The organism is Azohydromonas lata, assembly GCF_034427735.1.
Classification (GTDB): domain Bacteria; phylum Pseudomonadota; class Gammaproteobacteria; order Burkholderiales; family Burkholderiaceae_C; genus Azohydromonas; species Azohydromonas lata.
Map to the genome: position 1 here is coordinate 1 of NZ_JAXOJX010000101.1, position 21,843 is coordinate 21,843.

Below are 21,843 nucleotides of genomic sequence, written 5' to 3' on the forward strand. Positions count from 1 at the left end.
TACGAGACCCCCATGTTGCATTCCGCGAGATAGCTGCGCGCGCGCAATTGCTGGCGATGGATGGCTGCTCACTCGCGGTAAGCAGCACCGAAAACGCCCGTCCCGCAAAGGTCGATGGTGTCCATTGTGCGAACGGACTCAGAAAACCAGACGGCAATGGCAGCCTTGCGCTCGCCGAGATAGCGAGGTTCGCTGTGCTCGTCCAAGCACATGCTGAGGTCGTGGCCCGGAATCAGCACCGTGCCGGGCACGCGGCGCCAGCAGTCCCAGATCGCGTCGATGCTGCGCCGGCTGGCATCGGCATCGCCCGTGGCATCCACTTCGCGCGATAGCAGTTCGGCGCGGTTCTTGGCCGCGTCGCCCGTGAACAGCACCGGTGCGTCGTTGGCCTGCAGATAGAGCAGCAGGTGTCCCGGCGTGTGGCCCGGGGCAGACAGAGCCTGCAACCCGGGCAGGATGTGATCGCCGGCCTGCACGCGGCGCACGCGCTCGCTGCGTGCCAGCTCGGCGACGTAGAGTTCCGGCAACGGGTTGAAACCAGGCGGCTGTGCAGAAGCCCACGCGAGCTCCTGCGCGCCGATCCACACCGTCGCATTCGGGAACAGCACGAAGTTAACGGCATGGTCGTAGTGGGCATGCGTGAGGAACACGTCGGTCACGTCATGGGGCGCCACGCCGTGCGCTTCGAGCTGCTTGCGCAGCTCGCGCCGCACGCCGAAGGCGCCCACGTCCACCAGCACCGTGCGCCCTTGGCCACGCAGCAGCGTCACCGTGCTCCAGCCTAGACCGCCATGGCACACGGCTTTGCCCGGAAAGCCCTGGACGAGGACATCGACCTGGTACATGGCGCTCATTCCTGTTGGATTCTGGCGTCGGTCACCAGCTTGCGGTACATGGCCAATTCTTGGGCGATGGTGGCGGCAAACGCTTCCGGGCTGCTGCCCACCAGGTCGTTGCCGCCTTCCACCTGCAGGCGCTCGATTACTTCGGGCGCCTTCAGTGCCTTTACTACTTCCTGGTGCAGGCGGCGCACGATGTCCGGATCAGTCTTCGCCGGCGCCAGCAGGCCGACGAACTGCGTCACGTTGAAGCCTTTGTAGCCCAGTTCCTGCAAGGTGGGCACCTGCGGCAAGGCGCCGGCGCGTCGGGGACCGCTGACGGCCAGCGGGCGCAGGCTGCCGTTGCGGATGTGCGGCGCGGCCGTCGTCACGGTGTCGAAGGTGAAGGCCAGAACGTTGCCGAGCACGTCGTTGAGCGCGGGCGCGTTGCCCTTGTACGGCACGTGCGTTAGCTTGGTCTTCGTCATCCAGGCCAGCATCTCGCCGGCCAGGTGGCCACCAGCCCCTATGCCGGCCGAGCCGTAGGTCAAGGTGCCGGGGTGGGCGCGGGCCTGGTTCACCAGATCATTTACGCTGTGGAATGGGGCCGCAGCGGGAACGACCAGCGCGTACTGGTAGGTGAGGATCTGGCTGACCGGCTGCAAGTCCCGCACTGGGTCATACGGCACCTTGGCGTACAGCACGGGGTTGACCACGATGGGACCGCTGGCCGTCATCAGCAGCGTGTAGCCGTCGGGCGCCGCCTTGGCCACGGCGTCGGTGCCGATACCGCCGTTGGCTCCGCCGCGGTTGTCAATCACGATGGGTTGTCCCAGCCCTTCGGACATCCTGCGCGCGATCACGCGCGCGGTGATGTCGGCGTTGCCCCCGGCAGCGTAGGGCACCACCAGCCGGATCGGCTTGCTCGGGTAGGTGTCGGCGCGGGCGGGCGTGAGGCCGGCCACGGCCAGCGCGGTGGCGGCAATTGCCGCGGCAGCGAGCTTGCGCAACATCTCGGTCGTCTCCTGTGGGTTTCGGCTTCGCTGCGCTCACACCGATGCCGGCGGCGCGACCATCGCGCCCTGGATGCCATGGCGTCGCATGGCCTCGGCAACGAAGCCCGAGCGCTTCATGTCCTCGACGAAGTGCCGCAGGAACGCGGCCGCCTGTTCGCTACGGCCGTGCGGCATGCCCATGGCCTGTTCGATCACCATGAACCGACCGGGCAGCAGCCGCAAACCCGGGTGCTGCGCAACATCGGCTTCGAGCTGCTGGCGCACGCCGGCAGCAACATCGGCACGCTGCGCCAGGAACTCCTCCACCACGCGCGGCGACGTGGGTGCGCGCAGGATGGAGGCCGCCTTCAGCTCACGCGTGAGATACAGGTCATAGGCGCTGCCCTTGCCGACCATCACGGTCGTCCCGGCCGCATCCACCTGATCGTTGCCCGCCAGCGGCGAGTCTTTCCGCACCAAGTAACTGCCCTCGATCAGGATGTAGGGGTGAGTGAAGTGCAGGCCGTTGCCGCGCAGCGGATCGATGGCGAAGAAGCCCACGTCGGCCTTCTCGTCGGTGACCGCGGTCACCGATTTGCCCGCCGCATCGAACACGATGAGATCGAGCGGCGCGTCCAGCCGCACGGCGAGCTCCCGCGCCAGGTCCACCGAAATGCCTGAGGGCGCACCCTGGGCGCCGCGTCCGGCGAGGATGGGGTTGCCAAGGTTGATGGAGGCACGCAGCACGCCCGTGGGCATGAACGAGGCACGGATGTCCGGGGTGAGTTGCATGGTCCGCTCCTCGCTCAGGCGGCCATCGGTGCGCGAGCGGCGTGCTGCTGCAGCCGTTCGTAGGTGGCCGGGTCCAGCACGATGCCGTCGCGGCGCTGACGCTGCAGTTTGCTGAGCTCGATCTCGCCCGGCACGATCACCGGCTGCTGCGCATCGGCAGCCGGGCTGCCGTGCAGGATGGCGGCAAAGTCGCTCATGCGCTGCGCCAGCCACTGCGTGGAGCCGAGCCGGCGCGTGTCGATCAGGATGAAGAAATGGCCGAGGTTCTGCGGCTCCTCCGGCGCGTCTGACCAGGACTTCACATGGGTCAGGTAGGCCGCGTCGGAGAGCAGGCCGGCGAACAGGTCCACCATCAGCGCGAGCCCGTAGCCCTTGTGGCCGCCGATGGGCAGCAAGAAGCCGTCCAGCGCCGCTGCCGGGTCGGTCGTTGGTCGACCTCGGGCATCGGTGGCCCAGGTGTCGGGGATGGATTCGCCACGCTTGAGCGCGTTGCGGATCTTGGCGCGGGCCACCACGCTCATCGCCATGTCGAGCAGGAATGGATCGCCGCCAGGGTGTGGCACGCCAAAGCCGATCGGGCTGTTGCCCAGCCGCGCATCGCTGCCGCCCCACGGCGCAATGGTTGTGGTGGCGTTGCTGCCGATGATGCTGGCGAAACCTGCCTCGGCGGCGATCAGCGAATAGGGAGAGATCGGCCCGAAGTGGTTGCTGCCGCGTGTCAGGGCGACCCCCACGCCGCACTCGCTGGCCGCCTCCATGGCCGCCTGCAATGCGCGCATGCCCACCAGCGGACCGATGCCGTTGTCGCCGTCCACCTTGCACAAGGCCGGCGCCACCTTCTGCACGACGATGTCGGGACGCGGCTTGATGCCCCCGACCAGCAGCCGCTCGCCATACGACTCGATGCGGCCCAGGCCATGCGTGCCCAAACCGAACAGGTCGGCCGTGACGAGAATGGCCGCTACCTGCGCAGCGTCCTGCGGGCGCAACCCCAGGCCCGTGAAGGCGCGGGTGCCGAGCTGCGTCAGTTCGGCCTCGGAATGACGGGAAACGGTGTTGAGGGTGCTTTCCATGCTTCACTCCACTTTCAATTTGGCTTGCCGGACGACGACGCCCCAGCGTTCACGTTCCGATTTGATGAATGCGGCGAACTGCGCAGCCTTGAGCGGCGCCACCACGGTGGCATCGGCCTTCAGGCGCTCCTGTACGGCCGGCGTCTGCAAGGCCTTCTCGGCGGCGTCCTGGATGCAGGCGGTCACAGGCCCAGGCGTGTGGGCAGGTGCCAGCAGCCCGAACCATTGGGAGCTGTCGAATCCGGTGTAGCCCTGCTCGGCTACCGTCGGCACCTCGGGCAGCACGTCCAGGCGCTGTGGCGAACCGCTGCCGATGAGGCGGATGCGGCCACCCTTGAGATGCTGGATGAAGCCCGGCGGCCCGGCCGACGCCGCGTCGGTGTTGCCGGCCAGCAGGTCGTTGAGCTGGGCGCCCGTTCCCTTGTAGGGCACGTGGACGACGTCGATGCCCGCCGCCACCTTGAGCATCTCGAACGCGAGGTGCCCGGCGCTGCCATTACCCGCTGACCCATAGCTCAGCCGGCCGGGATGCGCCTTGGCCAGCGCGATGAACTCCTTCAGGTTCCTTGCCGGCACCTTGGCGCTGACCGCGAACACCATGGGCACCTTGGCCAGCAGCCCGATCGGTTCGAAGTCCTTGTCCGAGTAGGCCAGCTTCTCGAACATCGCCGGGTTCACCGCCAGCGTGCCGACGTGACCCATGACGATGGTGTAGCCGTCGGGCGCGGCGCGCGCCACTTCCTGCATGGCGACCTGGCCGGACGCGCCGCCCTTGTTGTCGACAAAGACTGACTGGCCGAGCGTCTTCGACATCTCGGTCGCCAGTAGCCTGGCGATAACGTCCGAACTGCCGCCGGGCCCGTAGGGCACGACAAGGCGGATGGGACGCTCCGGCTGCCACGGCGCCGGCTGCGCCGACGCTATGGCTGGTAGCAGGCACGGCAGGGCGGTGGACGCGATGCCGGTGAGCATCGCCCCCATGACCCTGAGGCTGCGTCGCCGGACCTGCGTTGGCGGGGAGGATCTGCTGCTTTGCATGTCTTGCTTGACCGCTTGGTGAATCGCTCCGTGTGGAGCAGTGATGCGATGGTGCGGTCAGCACATTCCACAGTAAAGTGCAAAGATCAGAATGATTCCTGCGTCTGACACATGAATTTCGATCTTGCTGACTTGCGTGCTTTCCTGGCCGTGGCCGACCTCGGGTCCTTCCGCGCCGCGTCGGAAAACCTCCATCTGTCCCAGTCGGCCGTGTCACGGCGCGTGGACAAGCTCGAAGACGCGTTGGGTGTGGAGCTGTTCGTGCGCACGACGCGCCGCATCGAGCTCACCACGATTGGCAGAACCTTCGTCCACAAGGCGCGTGGCGTGATGAACGAGCTCGAGAGCGCTCTTGTGGGTGTTGCCGACTTCGCCGAACGTATCTCCGGCGAGGTGTCAGTCGCCTGCGTGCCGTCGGCAGTGAGCTACTTCCTGCCTGGCGTCATCGGCCGCTTTCACGAGCTGTACCCGCGCATTCGGGTACGCCTGATCGATGAGTCCTCATCGGAGCTGCTGCTGGCCGTTGCCAACGCCGAAGCTGATTTAGGCCTCACGTACATCGGTACCCAGGAGCCCGACATCGAGTTCGAGCCGCTGATGGATGACCCTTTCGTCGTTGCCTGCACGAGCGAGCATCCGTTGGCAAAGCACAAGTGCATCAACTGGGCCGATCTCGCGTCTTACGACCACATTGCGCTTGCCCAGGGCAGTGGCAATCGTTTCCTGATCGACCAAGCTCTGGCACAGGTAGAGAACAAGCCAAAATGGTTCTGCGAAGTGCGGCACGTGCCTGCGCTGGTGAGCCTGGTGGAAGCCGGGCTTGGCATCGGCGTGGTGCCGCGGCTGGCGCTGCCGCCGCGCGGCAAGCTGGTCAGCGTCAAGCTCGAATCGCCGGCCCTGAGCCGCACGATCGGCATCATCCGCCGCCGTGGGCGCCCGCTGCGGCCGCCGGCCGAGCTCTTCCAGCGCCTGCTGCTGGTAGAACTGGCGTCACGAGACGAACCGCGCACTGAGACACCGCGTGGCAAGCCAGGCAGGTCGCTGCCTGGGTAGAGGCAACATCGGCGGCGCCGGCGTGGCAAACGTGGCACAAGCCAGGTGTTCGGCGCCGGAAAGTCGCGGGGCTGGAAAGCCCACTCAGTCCTCGGCGGAGTTTTCTGGAGAAGTTGTGGGGCCGGCTGCAGCTATGCAGTGGACTGTCTTAATCCAAGTGGCTGCGGCACGCCAGTCGCGGGATTCGAAGTTGATAACTGGCATCGGCCAGAGTTATCAAGGACGCTGTCTCGTGAACTTACTTCTGGAACAGCAACCCTTATCTCGTGACGGCGCTGCGCCGGAATCAGCCTACCGGGCGGTCAATGCACTCAGGTCGCGAATCCGTAGAGCCGGCACGGGTTGTCGACCAGGATGCGTCGACGCAGGAGGGCGTCAGGCGCCCATCGTGCAAGCAGGTCCAGCAGCCGAGCATCGTCAGGCTTGTTTGCTTCGGTGACGTGCGGCCAGTCGGTGCCCCAGACCAACCGATCGGAATGGGAGCGCAGCAGCCGCTGCACAAAGGGGTGAAGCAATGGGTAGCCCGGGCGATCGCCGGACGCTATGTAAGGCGCCGAAAGCTTCAACCAGGCACTGCCCAAATCCAACAGGTGTTCGACCTGCTCGCTGATCTGACTGGCCAGCGCGCCGTCGGCGTGCACGCGGGCGAAATGGTCAAGGACGATGGGCACAGGCAGATCGGCAAGCCGGTCCGCCAGGCGCAACAGGTCTTGGCCGTGCAGGTGCAACTGCAAGTGCCAGCCCATGGGCTGGATGCGCTGTGCCACGGCTTCCAACATCGACTCGTCGGTGGCTCCGTGCTGGACCAAGTTGAAGCGAACGCCCACGACACCGCCTGCCTGCAGCAGGCTCAGCTCTTCATCCGACACGTCAGGATCGATGACAGCAATGCCTCGCGCTGCGGGACCGAGCGCACGCAGCCCCGCCAGCAGCACCCGGTGGTCACGCCCGTAGCTCGACGGCTGGACGATCACATTGCGGGCAAGACCCAGCCGGCGCTGCAGGCGCTGATAGTCGTCAGCGGAGGCATCGTTGTGGACCAGGACAGCGTTTGAGGCAAAAGGCAGCCGGTTGTCGAAGAGATGCATGTGGCAGTCACACGCACCGGTTGGCAGCTCAAAGCCAGGACTGCCTTGGCCCGCGGAGTGCGGCGCCGCCAGGCCGTCCCGGCTTTCTTGCGTCGGCATGTTCATGGTGGAACCGTGCTCAAGCCGCGTTACCATGGTGGAACCGTGCTCAAGCCGCGTTACTTAGGCAGGTTCTCGGGGCGGTGCCAGAACTCATACGACTTGACCAGTTCACGCCCGGACTCGCTCAGGTCCGTCGGCGCCAGCTCCAGCGACATTTCGTGGATCTTCTGTTGCACCTCACGATCGCCCAGCGTCGCCCTCAAGGCGGCGTTGAACTTCTCAGCCAGGGGGCGCGGCAGCGCCTTGGGCGCGAAGAAGGCGTTGAAGCTGTTGACGTTCACGCCCGAGAAGCCCAGCTCCTCGAAGGTAGGCACATTGGGCAATAGGGCCGAGCGCTTGCCGCCGGAGATGGCCAGGAGGCGGACCTTGCCACCCTTGAACATCGTCACGCCCTCGGGCTCGCCGGTCACGCCCGAGGCAAGCTGGCCGCCGATGAGCTGAGGCATCATCATGGCCGACCCGCCGAAGGGAATGGGCTCCATCTTCACGCTGGCCTTGCGCGAGATGGCAGCGCCGATGATGTCGGGCACGCCTCCCTGCAGCGGCACGCCGTAGTTGCCCTGGGCGGGGTCCTTGCGCACGGCATCCACAAACTCCACCAGTGTCTTGGCCGGGCTGCCCAGCGGCACGGCGAAGGTCCACTGGAAACGCGCGACCTGCCCCACGGGCACGAAGTCCTTGAGCGCGTCGTAGCCCGCGGTGGGCGTGATCAGCGGCACAACTACCACCGAATGGTCCAACGCCAGCAGGAAGGTCGAACCGTCCGCCGGTGCAGACTTGACCGCCGCGGTCCCGAGCTGCCCGCTGGCGCCGGGTCGGTTGTCGATGATGACCTGCTGCCCCAGCTGCTTGGACAGACCAGGCGCCAGCAACCGTGCCACGGCGTCGGTCGCACCACCCGGTGCAAACGGAACCACGATTTTGATAGGACCCTTGAAGTCCTGGGCCGCCGCTGCCGTGCCAAGCAGCAGGCCGGCAATCGCAGCAAGAAGTACCTTCGGTGTCATCAGTTGTCTCCAGCGGTTTTCGTTGTAGTGGTCAGCCCGGGTTTTCAATCGGCCTTGGCCCCGGTGTCGCGGATAACCGCGGCCCAGCGCGCGCCCTCGCCCTTCATGTAGTCCACGTACTCCTTTTGCGTGCCGCCGAGCACGATGGAGCCCTGGCTCGTCAGCCGCTCGCGCAGGCCAGCATCCTTCAGCGCCTTCTGCAGCGACGTATCGAGCTTCGTCACTACCTCGGCCGGCGTGCCCTTAGGCACCATCAGTCCCTGCCAGGCACCCATGTCCATCGTGGTCTTGCCCGTGGCCTCGCGGATCGTGGGCACGTTGGGCAGCAGCGGCGAGCGCTTGTCGTGCGTGACGGCCAGTGCACGCATGCTGCCGCCCTTGATGTGCTGCATGGCCTCGTTGATGGGCAGGAACATGAAGTCCGTCGTGCCGCCCAGCAGGTCCGTGATGGCCGGCGCGCTGCCCTTGTAGGCGATGTGCGTGGCCTGGAAGCCCGTTTCCTTGAGGAACAGCGCGCCGGCCAGGTGCAGCAGCGCACCGGAACCCGAAGAGCCGTAGTTGATCTTGCCGTCCTTGCTCTTGCCCCAGGTGACGAACTCCGACACCGTCTTGGCCGGCACGTTGGGGTTCGTGACCAGCACAAGCGGGATGGTGGCTGTCAGCGAGATGGGGGTGAAGTCCTGGTACGGATCAAAGCCCGGCTTGGCGTACAGGGCCGGTGCCAGAACCACCGCCGAGGTGGCATAGAACACGGTATAGCCATCGGGCGCAGCGCGCTTGGCTTCCACGGCGCCGAGGTTGCCGCCGGCGCCGCCCTTGTTGTCCACCACGATGGTGGCGCCCATTTCCTTGCCCAGTTGCTGGGCGACGGCACGGGCGTTGATGTCGGCGGAGCCGCCCGGCGCGAAGGCCACGACCATGCGGACCGGCTTGGTCGGGTAGGCATCGGCGGCCGATGCGGGCGTAAGACTAATCTGCGTCACGGCGCCCAGGGCGGCAACGATCTTGATGAGAGTGCGCATGGATGTACGACCTTCTTTTCAATGAGCGGCAGCCGCTTCGGGTTCAGACCAGGCCGAAGCGCTTGAGGGTGTCACCCAGGTTGAGCAGCTCGACCGTGTTGGACGTGCCGGCCTCGATGGCCTCACGCTGCTTCACTTCCTTTTCCTCACGGACCAGGCTCTTCTCGATGGCCATGTCCACTTCATCCGCAGCCACCACCACCAGGCCGTCGCGGTCGCCGACGATGATGTCGCCCGGGCGGATCACGGCGTCGCCGATGCTGATGGGCACGTTGACCTTGCCGGGCTGGTTCTTGCCCGTGCCCTTGATCGACAGGCCGCGGCAGAACACCGGAAATTTCAGATCGATGATGAGGTTGGCGTCGCGCACGCAGCCGTTGATGACCAGCCCCGCGATGCCCAGCTTCATCGCCTGCAGCGTGAGCACGTCGCCCCAGGGGCCGGCTTCCATGAAGCCCTTGGCATCCACGACCAGCACGTCGCCCGGCTTGGCCTGGAGCACCGCGTGGTGAAGGATGAGGTTATCCGCGGGGCGCGCATCCACGGTAAGCGCCGGGCCGGCCAGGCGCACGGTGGGGTCGATGGGCTTCATGCCCTGGTCCAGCGCGCCCTTGGCACCCTGGGCCTCGTACACGGTGGCGGTGCCCAGTTCACGCAGTTGAGCCAGTTTTTGCGGGGTCGTCATGGTGGTGTCCTGTTCAGGTAAAGAGGGGTGTGATGAGTTCGTGTGCAGGCGGCTCAGGCCTGCGCCGTGTTGTTCGCCAGCAGCCACTGCAGCGCCTGATCAACGCTGGGGTCCGCGGCTTCCAGGGGGTGGTGCTCCAGCTTGCCGGCCGTGTCGCGGAAACGTTGCTCGACGCCGGGCAGCACCAGCGAGGGCAGGCCCTGGGAGGCGAGTTCGCCCTGCGCGTCGTGCACCTCATGGGCGCGGCGCTTGGCATGCACGACGTGCGTGCGCACCAGCATGTCGATGAAGCTGCGCAGCGGCGTCTGGTCGATGTCGCTGAGCTGCTCGTAGAGCTTGTCGCGCACGCCCTGCTTCTCGGCGCTGGTGAGCAGCTCCACGCTGAGCGCCTCCATGCCCTTGGTGAAGACGCTGCGCAGGATCTTCAGCGAGATGGCGTCGCCGGCTACGCCGCCCGGGATGGCCTGCACCCGGCCGCCGGCCTGCTCCAGCACGACCTTGAGTTCCTCGGCGCCGTCGCCAGAGGCCAGCAGCGGCGTGCGCACCCAGTTCAGGCTGATGGCACCCATGATGGCCGTGTCCACGTAGCGCACGCCGTGTTCGGCGGCATGGGCAGCTGCGCGCCGCTTCACGTCCGGACTGGCCGTGGTTAGGTCGGCCAGCGACGCACCTGCCAACACGTGCGGCACCACCTGCTCCACCACCGCCAGCGCCTGCGCGCCCGTCACGCACGACAGCACCCACTGCGCTGATGCCAGCCAGGCACCCGGCTTGTCATGGATGGGCAGCCCCCATTGGGCTGCCAGTTCGGTCGCCGCGGGCGAGGGCCGGGCTTCGCACAAGGTCAGCTCGAAACCAGCCTCATGAAGCGGCTTCGCATAGCAACGCCCCACTTCGCCCAGACCAATGATCGCAATCTGCATGGCATCTCCTTCAATGCCGCAAAGAATACAAAAAAAGTACAAATCATTGGAATAGCCGCAAGGGTAAACACCTAAGTAGGTCTTTTTACGTACAAACGAAGTACATTTTTAACGTCTGAGATGTGCCATGGCTCTTCGATACGGCCCTCTAGAATCCCGATCTACGACGACAGCGGCTGGAACGGTAAAGTGATGCAACGGGGAGCGGACAAGGCGTACGAGGTGCTGCGACAGCGCCTGGTGGGTGGGCACTACAAGCCCGGCACGCAGCTCAAGGAAGAACCGCTGGCGCGCGAGTTCGGGATCAGCCGCACGCCCGTGCGCTCTGCCCTCAAGCGCTTGGTGGACGATGGGCTGGCCACCGCTGATGCCGGCCAGGGCATCCACGTCGCTCAGTGGAGCGAGTGGGACATCGAGGAGACGTTCCAGCTGCGCATGCTGCTGGAGCCCTACGCAGCCAGCCTTGCCGCAGTGCGTGGTGGCGACGAGATGCTGGTCAAGCTCAAGGCCAGCAATGAGCAGATGGCTCAGGCGATCAGGGAAGGTGGCGAATCAGCCATCGCCCATATCCAGGATGCCAACCGCACGTTCCATCGCACGTTGCTCGACGCGTCGGGATCACCGCGCCTGCGCTCCATGCTGGAGACGATGATCGACATGCCCATCATCGTGCGCTCGTTCTATCTCTACTCAGCAGCGGAACTGGAGCAGAGCCTGCATCACCATCAGGATTTGACCTTGGCAGCCGAGGCGCGCGATGGCGAGCTCGCACGCCAAGTCATGCAGTTGCACCTGCGCATGTCCTATCACCGTTTCATGCGACACCGCAGCGAGTACCGACGCAACGCTTGACTCCAGGCGCAGCGACCCTACCCGCAGGAAATTTTGATCCGCACCTACACCGCGCTTGTCGCACGCGGCCTTATTTGGACGGCGAACTCCATCTCCATGAAATGGACAGCGCCCTGATCGTCCCGGTTCAACCAATGGTCCAAAGATCGCTGTGCTGCAGGTGTGGCTGAAGAAGCAGATCGGCTCGTTCCTGGAGGGCATTCAGTGGCCAACACGAGTCAGATCACAACGTCAGATGGGGTTGATAATTGTCCAAACCCGGGCAATCGCAAGCCAGTGACACATGGCATAAACGCTGGCGTTATCTCACGGTGACACTGGGCCTCCCAGGCGTTGCGTCAGCCGCCTGGCCGCCTCGCGCACGGCGTCCGTGAACTCCGGCTTCATCCGTTGCTCGGGCAACGTCAGCGTCAGCGCTCCGGCAAGCTCCCCAGCGGCATTCCATACCGGCGCGGAGATCCCGGTGAGCCCGGGCACGCGGTCGCTGGAAAGCACCACGAAGCCGCGCTGGCGGATCTCGTCGTAGATGCGCCCCTCGGCGCCGCCAAAGGCCATCAGCACCCGTCCGCCCGCGCCGCGGTCCAGCGGCAGCAGGTCGCCGGCGCGGATGTGGTCGCGCAGCAAGTGCGGCGAGTCCACCCGGTACAAGCACAGCCGCTGGTCGCCCTGGCGCACGTGGAAGGCAGCGCTCTCCTGCGTGGTCGCCACGAGCTCGCGCATCACCGGCATCACCTGCGCCTCCAGCGAGAACGAGGCGGCGTAGATCCCATTGAGCCGCGCCACCTCCGCACCCAACGCATAGCGGCCGTCGGGCATGCGCTGCAGCAGCCGGGCGTGCTCCAGCGACGCCAGCAGCCGCAGCGCGGTGCTTTTGTAGAGCTGGGTGCGCTCGGACAACTCCGCCAGCGTCAGGGCGTCCTCGCCGCTGCGAAAGGCACACAACAGGCTCAAGGCACGGTCCACCGCCGCAGCGCCGCCGGGGGCGGCGTGCTGATCGGCAACGGAAGCAACGGCGGCTTTACGGGGCATCTCTTTGTTCTCGGTTGCGTTCTTTGGGCGACTGGATCCGGCCAAGCGACTTTATCCCGCCATATCCAGCGGGATTTGACGGTCCATGGGTCACGGCTTAAGATTCATTCTACAGAACATCGTTCTATCTTACAGAACTTTGGAGACACGGATGTCCTTGCCTTCCGTCCTGATCAGCGAAGTGGGCCCGCGCGACGGCCTGCAAAGCGTCAGCCGCACCATGCCCACCGCGGCCAAGTGCGCCTGGATCGACCGCCTCTTCGATGCAGGCCTGCGCGAAATCGAGGTCGGCTCGTTCGTGCCGGCCAAGCTGCTGCCGCAAATGGCGGACGTGGCCGACGTGGTGCGCCACGCGCTCACCAAGCCCGGGCTGACGGTGATGGCGCTGGTGCCCAACCTGCGCGGCGCCGAGGCCGCGCTGGCCGCGGGCGTGCACAAGATCTCCATCCCGCTCTCCGCCAGCGAAGCCCATTCACAGGCCAACGTGCGCAAGACGCGCGAGCAGGCGCTGCAGGATCTGCGCGCCATCACCGCGCTGCGCCAGGAGCGTTACCCCGGCGCGCGGGTCGAGGTCGGCATGTCTACGGCCTTCGGCTGCACGATCCAGGGCACCGTGTCCGACGACGAGGTGGTGTGGGTCGCCGAGCGTGCCGTCGCGGCCGGCGTGGACGAGGTAGGCCTTTCGGACACCACCGGCATGGCCAACCCGACCCAGGTGCGGCGCCTCTTCAACCGCGTGCGGGCAGCCATCGGCGAGCGCACCGGCGCGGCCCACATGCACAACACCCGCGGCCTGGGCCTGGCCAACTGCCTGGCCGCCTTCGACGTGGGCGTGCGCACCTTCGACGCCTCGCAAGGCGGCCTGGGCGGCTGTCCCTACGCGCCCGGCGCCTCGGGCAACGTTGTCACTGAGGACCTGGTGTTCATGTTCGAGTCCATGGGCATCGCCACTGGCGTGGACCTGGAGCGGCTGATGGCCGCGCGCGACGCGCTGGCCGCGGGTCTGCCCGGCGAGGCGCTCTACGGCATGACGCCCGAAGCCGGCCTGACCAAGGGCTTTGCCTATGCCGATGGCCGCCATCCCGCCGCTGAACGTCTGCTGAACCGCATTGAGAAGGACTGCGCATGAGCGAGCTCACTACCCCTGCCGCCACGACGGCAAGCACCCAACCGTTGCCGCTCGAAGGCGTGCGCATCATTGAGTTCACCCACATGGTGATGGGTCCGACCTGCGGGATGATCCTGGCCGACCTGGGCGCCGAGGTCATCAAGGTTGAGCCGCTGGGGGGCGACAGCACGCGGCGCCTGCTGGGCTCGGGCGCGGGCTTCTTCTCCACCTTCAACCGCAACAAGAAGAGCCTGGCGGTGGACGTGAAGGATCCGCGCGGGCTAGAGATCGTGCTGCGCCTGGTGGCCGGCGCCGACGTCTTCAGCGAGAACTTCAAGTCCGGCACGATGGAGCGGCTGGGGCTGGGCTACGAGGCCCTCTCGAAGCTCAACCCGCGCCTGGTCTACGTCGCCCACAAGGGCTTCCTGCCCGGTCCCTATGAGCACCGCACGGCGCTCGACGAGGTGGTGCAGATGATGGGCGGCCTGGCCTACATGACCGGCCCTGAAGGCCGCCCGCTGCGCGCGGGCACCAGCGTCAACGACATCATGGGCGGCATGTTCGGCGCCCTGGGCGCGATGGCGGCGCTGCGGCAGCGCGAGCACACCGGCCACGGCCAGGAGGTGCAGAGCTCGCTGTTCGAGAACAACGTGTTCCTGGTGGCGCAGCACATGATGCAGTTCGCCGTCACGGGCAAGCCTGCCGCACCCATGCCCAGCCGCATCTCGGCCTGGGCGGTGTACGACGTCTTCACCGTCAAGGACGGCGAGCAGATCTTCCTGGCGGCGGTGAGCGACACGCAATGGGGGCTCATGTGCCGTGAGTTCGGCATGGATCGGCTGGCCACGGACCCGCGCCTGAAGACCAACAACGACCGCGTGCGTGCCCGCGAGTGGCTGCTGCCGGCGCTGCGCGATCAGTTCGCGGTGTACGGCGCGGCCGAACTCGCTGCGCGCTTCGAGAAGATCGGACTTCCCCACGCGCCCATCACGCGGCCACAGGACCTGTTCAGCGACCCGCACCTGCTGGGCACCGGCGGCCTGGCGCCGGTGTCGGTGCCGGCGGACGCCAGCGGTGCTGGCCGGGCGGTGGACACCCACACGCCGCTGCTGCCCCTGGCACTGGGCGGCCAGCGCCTACCGCTGCGCACGCCGCCGCCGGCGCTGGGCGCACACACCGAGGCGCTGCTGCGCGAGCTGGGCTACGACGAAGCCCAAATCCAGTCCCTGCGTGCCGACGACGTGATCGGTGCTCATCCCGATGCCACCCCGGCGAGCGTCGAGCCGGCCAATGCCTGAACCCGCTGTGCCCGCCTCCAACCTGAACACGCAGACTCCCATGCAGACACCGAACTTCCGCCGCACCGCACTGAAGACGATCGCCGCGCTGGCCTGCCTGGCTGCCGCGACCAGCGCCATGGCGCAGGCCTGGCCCGCGCAGCCGATTCGGCTGGTGGTGCCTTACACGCCCGCCGGCGCCACCGATGTAGTGGCGCGCCTGGTGGCCGATCGCGTCACGGCCGACACCAAGTGGACCTTCGTGGTGGACAACAAGCCCGGCGCGGGCGGCAATATCGGCATGGACGCCGTAGCCAAGGCCAAGGCCGATGGCTACACCGTCGGTTTGGGCCAGACGTCCAACCTGGCCATCAACCCGACGCTCTACGCGAAGATGCCGTACGACGCGCTCAAAGCCTTCACGCCGATCGCCTTCGTGGCGCAGCAGCCGGTGGTGGTGGTCGTCAATGCCGCCTCGCCCTACAAGACGCTGGCCGACCTGGTGAAGGCCGCCAAGGCCAAGCCAAACGGGCTGACCATGGCATCGGCTGCCAACGGCACTGTCGGGCACCTTGCCGGCGAGCTGCTGGCCAAACGCGCCGGCTACCAGGCCACGCACGTGCCCTACAAGGGCGCGGCGCCGGCGCTGTCGGACCTCATGGGCGGGCAGACCGACTTCATGCTGCCCACGCCCCAAGCAGCGCTGCCGCTGATCAAGGGCGGCAAGCTTCGGGCCCTTGCCGTGACCTCGGCCAAGCGGCTGCCCATCCTGGGCGATGTGCCCACCGTGGCCGAAGCCGGCTATGCGGGCTTCGAAGCGCTGGATTGGAAGGTGCTGGTGGGCCCGGCCGGCATGCCAGCCGACGTTGTCCAACGCCTGCACGACGCCGTGGAGGCCGCCCTGGCCAAGCCTGGGACCATCGCCAAGCTGGTGGAAGAAGGCAGCTCGCCCATGACGGGCACGCCGGCGCAGCTCGCGCAGTTCCTCAAGACCGAGCACGCCCGCTGGGGCGAGGTGGTTCGCTCGGCCGGCGTGAAGCCCGAGTAAGTCCGCATCCAAGACGATTCCGACGAAGCCAGGGCCAAGCCCCGGGCCTTTCATTTCAGGAGACATCCCTCGTGAACATCACCCTCAAGGCGCTGTGCGCCGCCACCACGCTGTCGCTTCTGCAATTCGGGGCCGTGGCCCAGGCCTGGCCGGACAAGCCCGTGCGCTTGGTCGTGCCCTACGCGCCGGGCGGCACCACGGACTTTGCGGCCCGCATGGTGGCCGAGAAGCTCACGCAGCAGACCGGCAAAACCTTCTTCGTGGAGAACAAGGCCGGAGCCTCCGGCACCATCGCCTCGTCCCAGGTAGCCAAGAGCGCGCCCGACGGCACCAATTTCCTGGTCAACGACACGACCTACGCCATGCTGCCGGCGCTGTTCGCCAAGCTGCCCTGGGACCATGCCAACGACCTGGTGCCCGTGACAACGCTGGCGACCACTCCGGTGGTGCTGGTGGTGGCGGCCAGCTCGCCCTTCAAGACCGCGCAGGCACTGATTGACCACGCGCGCAAGAACCCCGGCAAGCTCAACTTCGGCTCGGGCGGCAACGGCAGCTCCACGCACTTGGCGGCCGAAGTGTTCAAGCGCGAAGGCAAGCTCTCCATCACGCACATTCCCTACAAAGGCGCAGGCGACGCGATGATGGGCGTGATCGGCAGCCAGGTGGACCTGCTCATCACCGCGGCCCCCACCGCCGTGCCCCAGGTCCAGGGCGGCAAGGTGCGCGCGCTGGCCGTAACCGGCGACCAGCGCCTGCCCACGCTGCCCGACGTGCCCACGTTCAAGGAAGCCGGCCTGCCTGGCTACACCGTGACCAACTGGTTCGGCCTGGCCGCGCCCAAAGGCACGCCCAAGGAAATTGTGGACAAGCTGCAGGCCGAGGTAGCCAAGGCGCTGACGGATCCCAAGCTTAAGGAGCGCTTTGCCTCCATGGGCGCGAAGCCGGGTGGCATCGCGCAGCCCGAGTTCGCGCAACTGGTGCGCAACGAGACGAAGACCTGGACCGAAGTCAGCCGCAGTGCCGGCGTCAAGCCGGATTGAAGCAGCCATGTGGAACCTGGACTTCACGCCGCCGCAGGTCATCGAGGCCCGCGTGCTCACGCGCATGCCCGACGCGCTGCGCCGTCCGGTGCGCAGCGAGTGGGCCGACGCCAACAAGCCCGGCCAGATCGTGGACTGCTTCCTCGAAGGCCCGGCCTTCGATGGCGCCGGCAACCTGTACCTGACCGATATCCCGCACGGACGCGTCTTCAGGGTGACGCCGTCGCTGCAATGGGAAGCTGTTGCGGAGACCGGCGGCTGGCCCAACGGCATTGCCCTGCATCGTGACGGCACGCTGTGGGTGGCCGACTATCGGCGTGGCCTGCTGCGTGTAGACCCGACCAACGGCTCAGTCGAGACCGTGCTGGGCCATCGCAACTCGGAGAGCTTCAAGGGGCTCAACGATCTGTGTTTTGACGCGCAGGGAAACCTGTATTTCACCGACCAGGGCCAGAGCGGCCTGCACGACCCCACGGGCCGCGTCTACCGGCTGCGAACCGATGGCGGCCTGGACCTTCTCATCGCCAACGCGCCCAGCCCCAACGGCATTGCGCTGGACCGGGACGGCCGCTTCCTGTTTGTGGCCGTCACGCGGGGCAACGCCGTTTGGCGCGGCCCGCTGCTGCCTGACGGCTCCGTGTCCAAGGTAGGCGCATTCCGCACTTTCTTCGGCACCAGCGGGCCCGACGGCATGGCCGTCGATGCCGACAACCGCCTGGTGGTCTCGCACGCCAGCCTGGGCTGCGCCTTCGTGATGAACGCGCGCGGCGAGGTCACGCACGTGGTGAAGAGCCCCACCGGTCACACCATCACCAACGTTGCCTACCGGCCGGGCAGCCGGGAGCTGGTGTTGACCGATTCCGAAACCGGCACGGTGCTGTGCGCCGACATGCTGGCGTCCGGTGCTCAGCTGTTCGCACAGCGATAGCTTGCGAGCCCATGGCCACTTCCGCTGAAGTGGCCTTCACAGCTGCATATCGGTGTTGATGACCGCCCCGCTGGTGCCTGGGTAATGTCGCGCGCCCCAGGTGCAGTTAGGCGTCTCGTCTGCAACCAGGCCTGCAGCGCTGAGCGCCAGCATGCCCGGGTGCAGGTGGAGCCAGGGCTTGGCGAGCTGCCTGGCAAAAATCATCGTCTAGCGGCTGCCGCCGGTGAGCTCCGGCCCGACGGACAAGAGCAAGGTTGCGTAGGCGTCGCGCACGTTGGCCCTGGTGCGCTGGCGGTAGGCGTCGCCGTCGGGCATTTCGGTGAGCCGGTACCGCGGCGGGATGGCGCCGTCCTCGGCGATCCGTCCGGCCGGACACCAGCCGCCGTGCGGCACACCGCGGGCCAGCGCCCAATCCAGCGCAGCCCGATCCGGGCCGGTCTTCTTTCGTGAAACAACCCGCTCGATCACTACCCCTGCGGCCGTCAACCGCGGTTGCACACCGCCTTGCTCAGGCTGCCACCCACCGTGCCCGGTGCGATAGCCATCCAGTCGCCGAACATCATCCCGCCACGCGTGGGCTCGCCGCCGCCCATGCGGCCCCGGTAGCTCTGGTGCTGCAGCAGGCGCTGGCGCCGGCCCTGGCAGTCGACTTCGATGAGAAACAGCTTGGAGAGGTCAAAGTCGATTTCCGGCTCGACCATGTCCTTTATCGCCCAGACCTCCCGCAGCACGCCTGTAGTGCGGATGGAGTCTGTATCGACGTACCAGATCGCCTTGGACTCGTCCTCGCCGAAAGCCGTCCAGGCGGCCCAGGTCGGCGTTGCTACCAGGATGGCTGCGCCTATCAGCAGTGCTCCCTTGCCCTTCATTGTTTTCTCCCCGCAGTGCCATGCCATTGTTCGCAGCGGTCTGCGCAGGCGAGAAGGCGGGAAAGTCCTTGGCTGCGGCAGCCCTGGAACCCTCACCGTGGGCGTCATCATGCAGGGTTGCCAGGCCGCTGGTGGTGGGCGTGCGCCGGCTTGAGCGAGGCACGCGCGCCAGCACCTGGGCAGGCCGTCACGGCCAAGAAAAAGCCCGCGTACAGCAGCGGGCCGGAAAGACTACGAGACGCCACAGGAGGGAGTTGAGCGGCGTCCCGTGCCCACCATAACGCAGGTGCCCCAGCCGTCGGCGGCCGCATGAATGGCTCGGCGGGTCCGTGGCACCGGGCCTCGGTCGCTCGTGGCGCTGGGGTGCCGGTGAGGCGGCTGCTTTCGCCGCTTCAACTGCCGCGGCGCTTGACCAGTTCCAGCACGGCCTTGAACTGAGGGTGGCGGCAATGGCGCACCCACTCGAAGAGCACCATTTCGTCGCTGACGACAGTGGCGCCGGCCTCGCGCAGGCGCTGCATGGCCACCAGCTTGTCGGCAGCGCGGCGCGAACCACACGCCGTCTCGACTACCCAGGTGCGGAAGCCGCGCTCCAGCAGCCCCAAGGCGGTTTGCATCAGGCACACGTGCGCTTCGCAGCCTGCGATCACGACCTCGGGCCGGTCGCCTGGCGCACAGCCCTCGGTCAGCAGTTCCGCCAGCCCGTCGCTACAGGCGTCGAAGTGCATCTTGGCCAGCGTCACGTCGCAGCGCCGGCGCACGGCTTCGTCATTGAAGCCGAGCCCGTCCGGGTTCTGCTCCGTGCCCACGATCCGGATGCCCAGCGCGCGCGCGGCGTCGGCCAGCACGATGGCGGCCTCGACCACGGCCGGGGCTCCATGGATCGCCGGCATGAGCCGCCCCTGGTAATCGACCAGCACCAGCAGGCTGCGAGCGGCATCCATCTTCAGCATGGCCCGTTTCCTTCCCGTTGACGGAGTGTGTTGGGGCAAGGATAGGCGGGCGCTCTGGCCAGTGGAGTCCACGCAAGCTTGCACGCACCGCAGGCGTACGATCCCGCTGGCGCCTGCGTTACGCCGGCCGCCTGTCCCGGCCCATGCCGGACAGGCCTTTGCGGCCAGGACGCACCCATCCAATTACTCGGATTCAGATAGCTTTCATGCAGTCCACCAGCCACAAGCTCCTGCGCATCGGCGTCTTCTATGACGGCGAGTACTTCCGTCGCGTGAGCAACTACTACGCCGGCATCCACCCGCGAAAGGCCCGTATCAGCATCGAGGGGCTGCACAACTTCATCCGCGCCCGCGCCGCCGCCGAGGAAGGCACCGGGTTCAAGCTCGCGCAGATCGTGGACGCGCACTATTTCCGCGGGCGCATGAAAGCCCGCGAGGCCGAGGAGCGCGACATCCTGTTCCAGGAGCGTTCCTTTGAAGACGTGCTCATGTACGAGGGCGTGACCACGCACTACCTGCCCAAGGGGCCGGAGGGCGAGAAGGGCATCGACGTCTGGCTGGCGCTGGAAGCGTTCGAGATGGCCATCTATAAGCGCTACGACGTACTAGCGTTGATCGCCGGCGACCGGGACTTCATGCCGCTGGTGCGCAAGCTCAACACCCTGGGCACGCGCGTGATGCTGTTGGGCTGGGATTTCAGCTTCACCGACACCGCAGGCAACCCGCGCGAGATGAAGACCTCCCAGCTGCTCTACGGCGAGGTGCCCTACGCGCTGCGCATGGCCGAAGTCATGGATGCGGCGCGGGAGGGTGGTGATCCGGCCGTGGACGGCCTTTTCCACCGCCCGGAATACCGCCCCGCCTCCATCCCGAGTCCGCTGACCACCACCATCGGTGTGCTGACGGCGCCGCCTGAGGTCGGCTCCACACAGCAGGGCCGCATTCTCAATCTCCGGGATACGTACGGCTTTATCCAGCCTGATGCCGGCGGGGACAATATCTTCTTCCCCTTCAGTTCATTGCCGCCTGGCGAGGCGCAGCAGCTGCAAGTGGGTATACGCGTATCCTACGAATACAGCCGGGGCGAGCGAGGTCCGATTGCGCCGAGGGTTTGGATATTGCCCAATCAGATATTTCAGGCCTGAAATTGGGCATCGCACTCGTGGTGAAGAGGCCCAGGCCATCAAACGCGAAGCCGGCTTCAGAGCGCGCCGCTGGGTGGTGGAACGCGCGCACAGTTGGCTCAATCGTTTCCGGCGCATCTTGGTACGCTGGGAGAAGCGAGCCGACACCTACATCGCCATGCTTCATCTGGCCTGCGGTCTCATCGTATGGCGCGCAACTAGCCTACTGGAATAGCCACTAAGTGGGATGCATATTATCCACCTGTTTCGGCTGCTGGACGCCTGCGCTTTCCTGCCTTGGCCGTTAGCGTGACCCAGGCGACGCCACTCAGCGCCACCAGTGCGGATATTGCACTCTTCAGCGTGATTTCTTCACTGAGAACCAAAACGCCAAGGGTTGCGCTCAATACGGGCACCGACAGTTGCACCGCGCCTGCACTTATCACCGTCATGCGGACGCGCACCCAGTACCAGATTGCGTATCCGATAGCTGAAGCCAGACTACCCGACAGGAGCGCATAGGTCGCGCCCATCGGATCAATGCTCAAGTGTTCGCGTTGTATCAGCATCAAGACGAGTGCGAAGGGGGCAGCCCAGAGAAAGCTGCCTGCCGTGTTGGCGACCGGCGAATCGCTGGACCGCCCCAACAACGAGAATCCACCCCATGCAAAGCCCGCTACCGCCATCAATGCGGCTGTCGCCAAGGGGGGTGCCGAGGCTGAAGGCGCGAGGAAAGCCGTCATTCCACCAAGGGCCATCAGCAGGCCGCAGGCGCTTGCCCGTTCCCCTTTGTATAAGCCATACGAGATCATCAACAGTTGGGCGGCTGCGAACAGCACAAGCGCGCCGGCTCCCGTGCTGATATCGCGGTAGGCAAAGGAAAACGCCGCCGCATAGATAAAAAACAAGATTGCGGAAAACCATCCCGTTCTGGAGCGAACAGCTCTTTCTCCCCGCAGCCGCAGGATCGTCACGAGCGTAAGCGCGCCCGAAATCACACGAATGGCGGTGAATGAAGC

The 21,843-nt window shown here is 66.3% G+C and carries 25 protein-coding genes; 9 read left to right on the forward strand and 16 right to left on the reverse strand.

All coding sequences use genetic code 11. The annotated features are described in order from the left end of the window. Positions 1–68 precede the first annotated feature (68 nt). The 5 genes from SM757_RS31910 to SM757_RS31930 are packed head-to-tail and all read right to left on the reverse strand — an operon-like array spanning position 69 to position 4,650. Complete coding sequence (locus SM757_RS31910) at positions 69–845, reverse strand: MBL fold metallo-hydrolase (protein ID WP_322468428.1); 777 nt, start codon at positions 843–845, stop codon at positions 69–71. A 5-nt stretch (positions 846–850) separates the two neighbouring features. Next, positions 851–1,831 carry a Bug family tripartite tricarboxylate transporter substrate binding protein gene (locus SM757_RS31915; protein ID WP_322468429.1) on the reverse strand — a complete coding sequence of 327 codons (981 nt, stop codon included), beginning with the start codon at positions 1,829–1,831 and terminating at the stop codon, positions 851–853. Positions 1,832–1,867: 36 nt separating this feature from the next. Next, positions 1,868–2,605: an ABC transporter substrate-binding protein gene (locus tag SM757_RS31920; RefSeq protein ID WP_322468430.1), complete on the reverse strand. Its 738-nt coding sequence runs from the start codon at positions 2,603–2,605 to the stop codon at positions 1,868–1,870. A gap of 14 nt (positions 2,606–2,619) precedes the next feature. Further along, positions 2,620–3,678, reverse strand: coding sequence for an Ldh family oxidoreductase (locus SM757_RS31925; protein ID WP_322468431.1), 1,059 nt, complete (start codon positions 3,676–3,678; stop codon positions 2,620–2,622). Positions 3,679–3,681: 3 nt separating this feature from the next. After that, on the reverse strand, positions 3,682–4,650 hold the full coding sequence (locus SM757_RS31930; protein ID WP_322468432.1) for a Bug family tripartite tricarboxylate transporter substrate binding protein: 969 nt from the start codon (positions 4,648–4,650) through the stop codon (positions 3,682–3,684). A gap of 177 nt (positions 4,651–4,827) precedes the next feature. Here SM757_RS31930 and SM757_RS31935 point away from each other — a divergent pair, with 177 nt between their 5' ends. Continuing rightward, positions 4,828–5,769, forward strand: a complete 942-nt coding sequence (locus SM757_RS31935) for a LysR family transcriptional regulator (protein ID WP_322468433.1) — start codon at positions 4,828–4,830, stop codon at positions 5,767–5,769. Positions 5,770–6,080: 311 nt separating this feature from the next. Here the strand turns inward: SM757_RS31935 and SM757_RS31940 are convergent, their stop codons facing one another. From SM757_RS31940 to SM757_RS31960, 5 genes are read right to left on the reverse strand one after another with little or no spacing between them, the layout of a single operon-like run. Beyond that, entirely contained in the window at positions 6,081–6,962 is an 882-nt protein-coding gene (locus tag SM757_RS31940) for an amidohydrolase family protein (RefSeq protein ID WP_322468434.1), read from the reverse strand. Positions 6,963–7,015: 53 nt separating this feature from the next. Next, positions 7,016–7,966 carry a tripartite tricarboxylate transporter substrate-binding protein gene (locus tag SM757_RS31945; protein ID WP_322468435.1) on the reverse strand — a complete coding sequence of 317 codons (951 nt, stop codon included), beginning with the start codon at positions 7,964–7,966 and terminating at the stop codon, positions 7,016–7,018. A 44-nt stretch (positions 7,967–8,010) separates the two neighbouring features. Continuing rightward, positions 8,011–8,988, reverse strand: coding sequence for a Bug family tripartite tricarboxylate transporter substrate binding protein (locus SM757_RS31950; RefSeq protein WP_322468436.1), 978 nt, complete (start codon positions 8,986–8,988; stop codon positions 8,011–8,013). A 43-nt stretch (positions 8,989–9,031) separates the two neighbouring features. Beyond that, the gene (locus tag SM757_RS31955) at positions 9,032–9,673 is read right to left on the reverse strand and encodes a 4-carboxy-4-hydroxy-2-oxoadipate aldolase/oxaloacetate decarboxylase (RefSeq protein ID WP_322468437.1); all 642 of its coding nucleotides are present in this window, start codon (positions 9,671–9,673) and stop codon (positions 9,032–9,034) included. A gap of 53 nt (positions 9,674–9,726) precedes the next feature. Then, entirely contained in the window at positions 9,727–10,596 is an 870-nt protein-coding gene (locus SM757_RS31960) for an NAD(P)-binding domain-containing protein (protein WP_322468438.1), read from the reverse strand. A 192-nt stretch (positions 10,597–10,788) separates the two neighbouring features. Between SM757_RS31960 and SM757_RS31965 the strand changes: the two genes are divergently transcribed. Further along, positions 10,789–11,448, forward strand: a complete 660-nt coding sequence (locus tag SM757_RS31965) for a GntR family transcriptional regulator (RefSeq protein ID WP_322468439.1) — start codon at positions 10,789–10,791, stop codon at positions 11,446–11,448. A gap of 306 nt (positions 11,449–11,754) precedes the next feature. Here SM757_RS31965 and SM757_RS31970 read toward each other — a convergent pair whose 3' ends face one another. Further along, positions 11,755–12,477, reverse strand: coding sequence for an IclR family transcriptional regulator (locus SM757_RS31970; protein WP_322468440.1), 723 nt, complete (start codon positions 12,475–12,477; stop codon positions 11,755–11,757). Positions 12,478–12,628: 151 nt separating this feature from the next. Here SM757_RS31970 and SM757_RS31975 point away from each other — a divergent pair, with 151 nt between their 5' ends. The 5 genes from SM757_RS31975 (at position 12,629) to SM757_RS31995 (ending at position 17,878) form a co-directional block, all read left to right on the forward strand. Continuing rightward, on the forward strand, positions 12,629–13,606 hold the full coding sequence (locus tag SM757_RS31975; RefSeq protein WP_322468441.1) for a hydroxymethylglutaryl-CoA lyase: 978 nt from the start codon (positions 12,629–12,631) through the stop codon (positions 13,604–13,606). After that, a complete protein-coding gene (locus SM757_RS31980) occupies positions 13,603–14,883 on the forward strand; it encodes a CaiB/BaiF CoA transferase family protein (protein ID WP_322468442.1) in 1,281 nt (426 codons plus the stop codon). The genes SM757_RS31975 and SM757_RS31980 overlap by 4 nt, the downstream gene beginning before the upstream one ends. 40 nt (positions 14,884–14,923) lie before the next feature. After that, positions 14,924–15,910, forward strand: a complete 987-nt coding sequence (locus tag SM757_RS31985; protein ID WP_322468443.1) for a Bug family tripartite tricarboxylate transporter substrate binding protein — start codon at positions 14,924–14,926, stop codon at positions 15,908–15,910. Positions 15,911–15,981: 71 nt separating this feature from the next. Next, positions 15,982–16,950 carry a Bug family tripartite tricarboxylate transporter substrate binding protein gene (locus SM757_RS31990; RefSeq protein ID WP_322468444.1) on the forward strand — a complete coding sequence of 323 codons (969 nt, stop codon included), beginning with the start codon at positions 15,982–15,984 and terminating at the stop codon, positions 16,948–16,950. A 7-nt stretch (positions 16,951–16,957) separates the two neighbouring features. Continuing rightward, positions 16,958–17,878 carry an SMP-30/gluconolactonase/LRE family protein gene (locus SM757_RS31995; protein ID WP_322468445.1) on the forward strand — a complete coding sequence of 307 codons (921 nt, stop codon included), beginning with the start codon at positions 16,958–16,960 and terminating at the stop codon, positions 17,876–17,878. Positions 17,879–17,914: 36 nt separating this feature from the next. Here SM757_RS31995 and SM757_RS32000 read toward each other — a convergent pair whose 3' ends face one another. The 4 genes from SM757_RS32000 to SM757_RS32015 all read right to left on the reverse strand — a co-directional run bounded on the left by SM757_RS32000 (position 17,915) and on the right by SM757_RS32015 (position 19,700). Further along, positions 17,915–18,082 carry a PHD finger domain-containing protein gene (locus SM757_RS32000; protein WP_322468446.1) on the reverse strand — a complete coding sequence of 56 codons (168 nt, stop codon included), beginning with the start codon at positions 18,080–18,082 and terminating at the stop codon, positions 17,915–17,917. 3 nt (positions 18,083–18,085) lie between these two features. Continuing rightward, positions 18,086–18,376 carry a YpsA SLOG family protein gene (locus SM757_RS32005; RefSeq protein WP_322468447.1) on the reverse strand — a complete coding sequence of 97 codons (291 nt, stop codon included), beginning with the start codon at positions 18,374–18,376 and terminating at the stop codon, positions 18,086–18,088. Beyond that, positions 18,361–18,747 (reverse strand): surface-adhesin E family protein, encoded by a 387-nt coding sequence (locus tag SM757_RS32010; protein WP_322468448.1) that lies wholly within the window; start codon positions 18,745–18,747, stop codon positions 18,361–18,363. Before SM757_RS32010 ends, SM757_RS32005 begins: the two co-directional genes overlap by 16 nt. A 392-nt stretch (positions 18,748–19,139) precedes the next feature. Beyond that, a complete protein-coding gene (locus tag SM757_RS32015) occupies positions 19,140–19,700 on the reverse strand; it encodes an isochorismatase family protein (RefSeq protein ID WP_322468449.1) in 561 nt (186 codons plus the stop codon). A 206-nt stretch (positions 19,701–19,906) separates the two neighbouring features. On the opposite strand from SM757_RS32015, the gene SM757_RS32020 reads away from it, so the two are divergent. Together SM757_RS32020 and SM757_RS35625 are read left to right on the forward strand one after the other, a co-directional pair. Next, positions 19,907–20,845, forward strand: a complete 939-nt coding sequence (locus tag SM757_RS32020) for an NYN domain-containing protein (RefSeq protein ID WP_322468450.1) — start codon at positions 19,907–19,909, stop codon at positions 20,843–20,845. Continuing rightward, a complete protein-coding gene (locus tag SM757_RS35625) occupies positions 20,727–21,059 on the forward strand; it encodes a transposase (protein WP_407655818.1) in 333 nt (110 codons plus the stop codon). Before SM757_RS32020 ends, SM757_RS35625 begins: the two co-directional genes overlap by 119 nt. Positions 21,060–21,078: 19 nt before the next feature. On the opposite strand, the gene SM757_RS32030 is transcribed toward SM757_RS35625, so the two are convergent. Beyond that, positions 21,079–21,843 (reverse strand): DMT family transporter (locus tag SM757_RS32030; protein WP_322468451.1); only part of this gene is annotated, 765 nt, incomplete at its 5' end.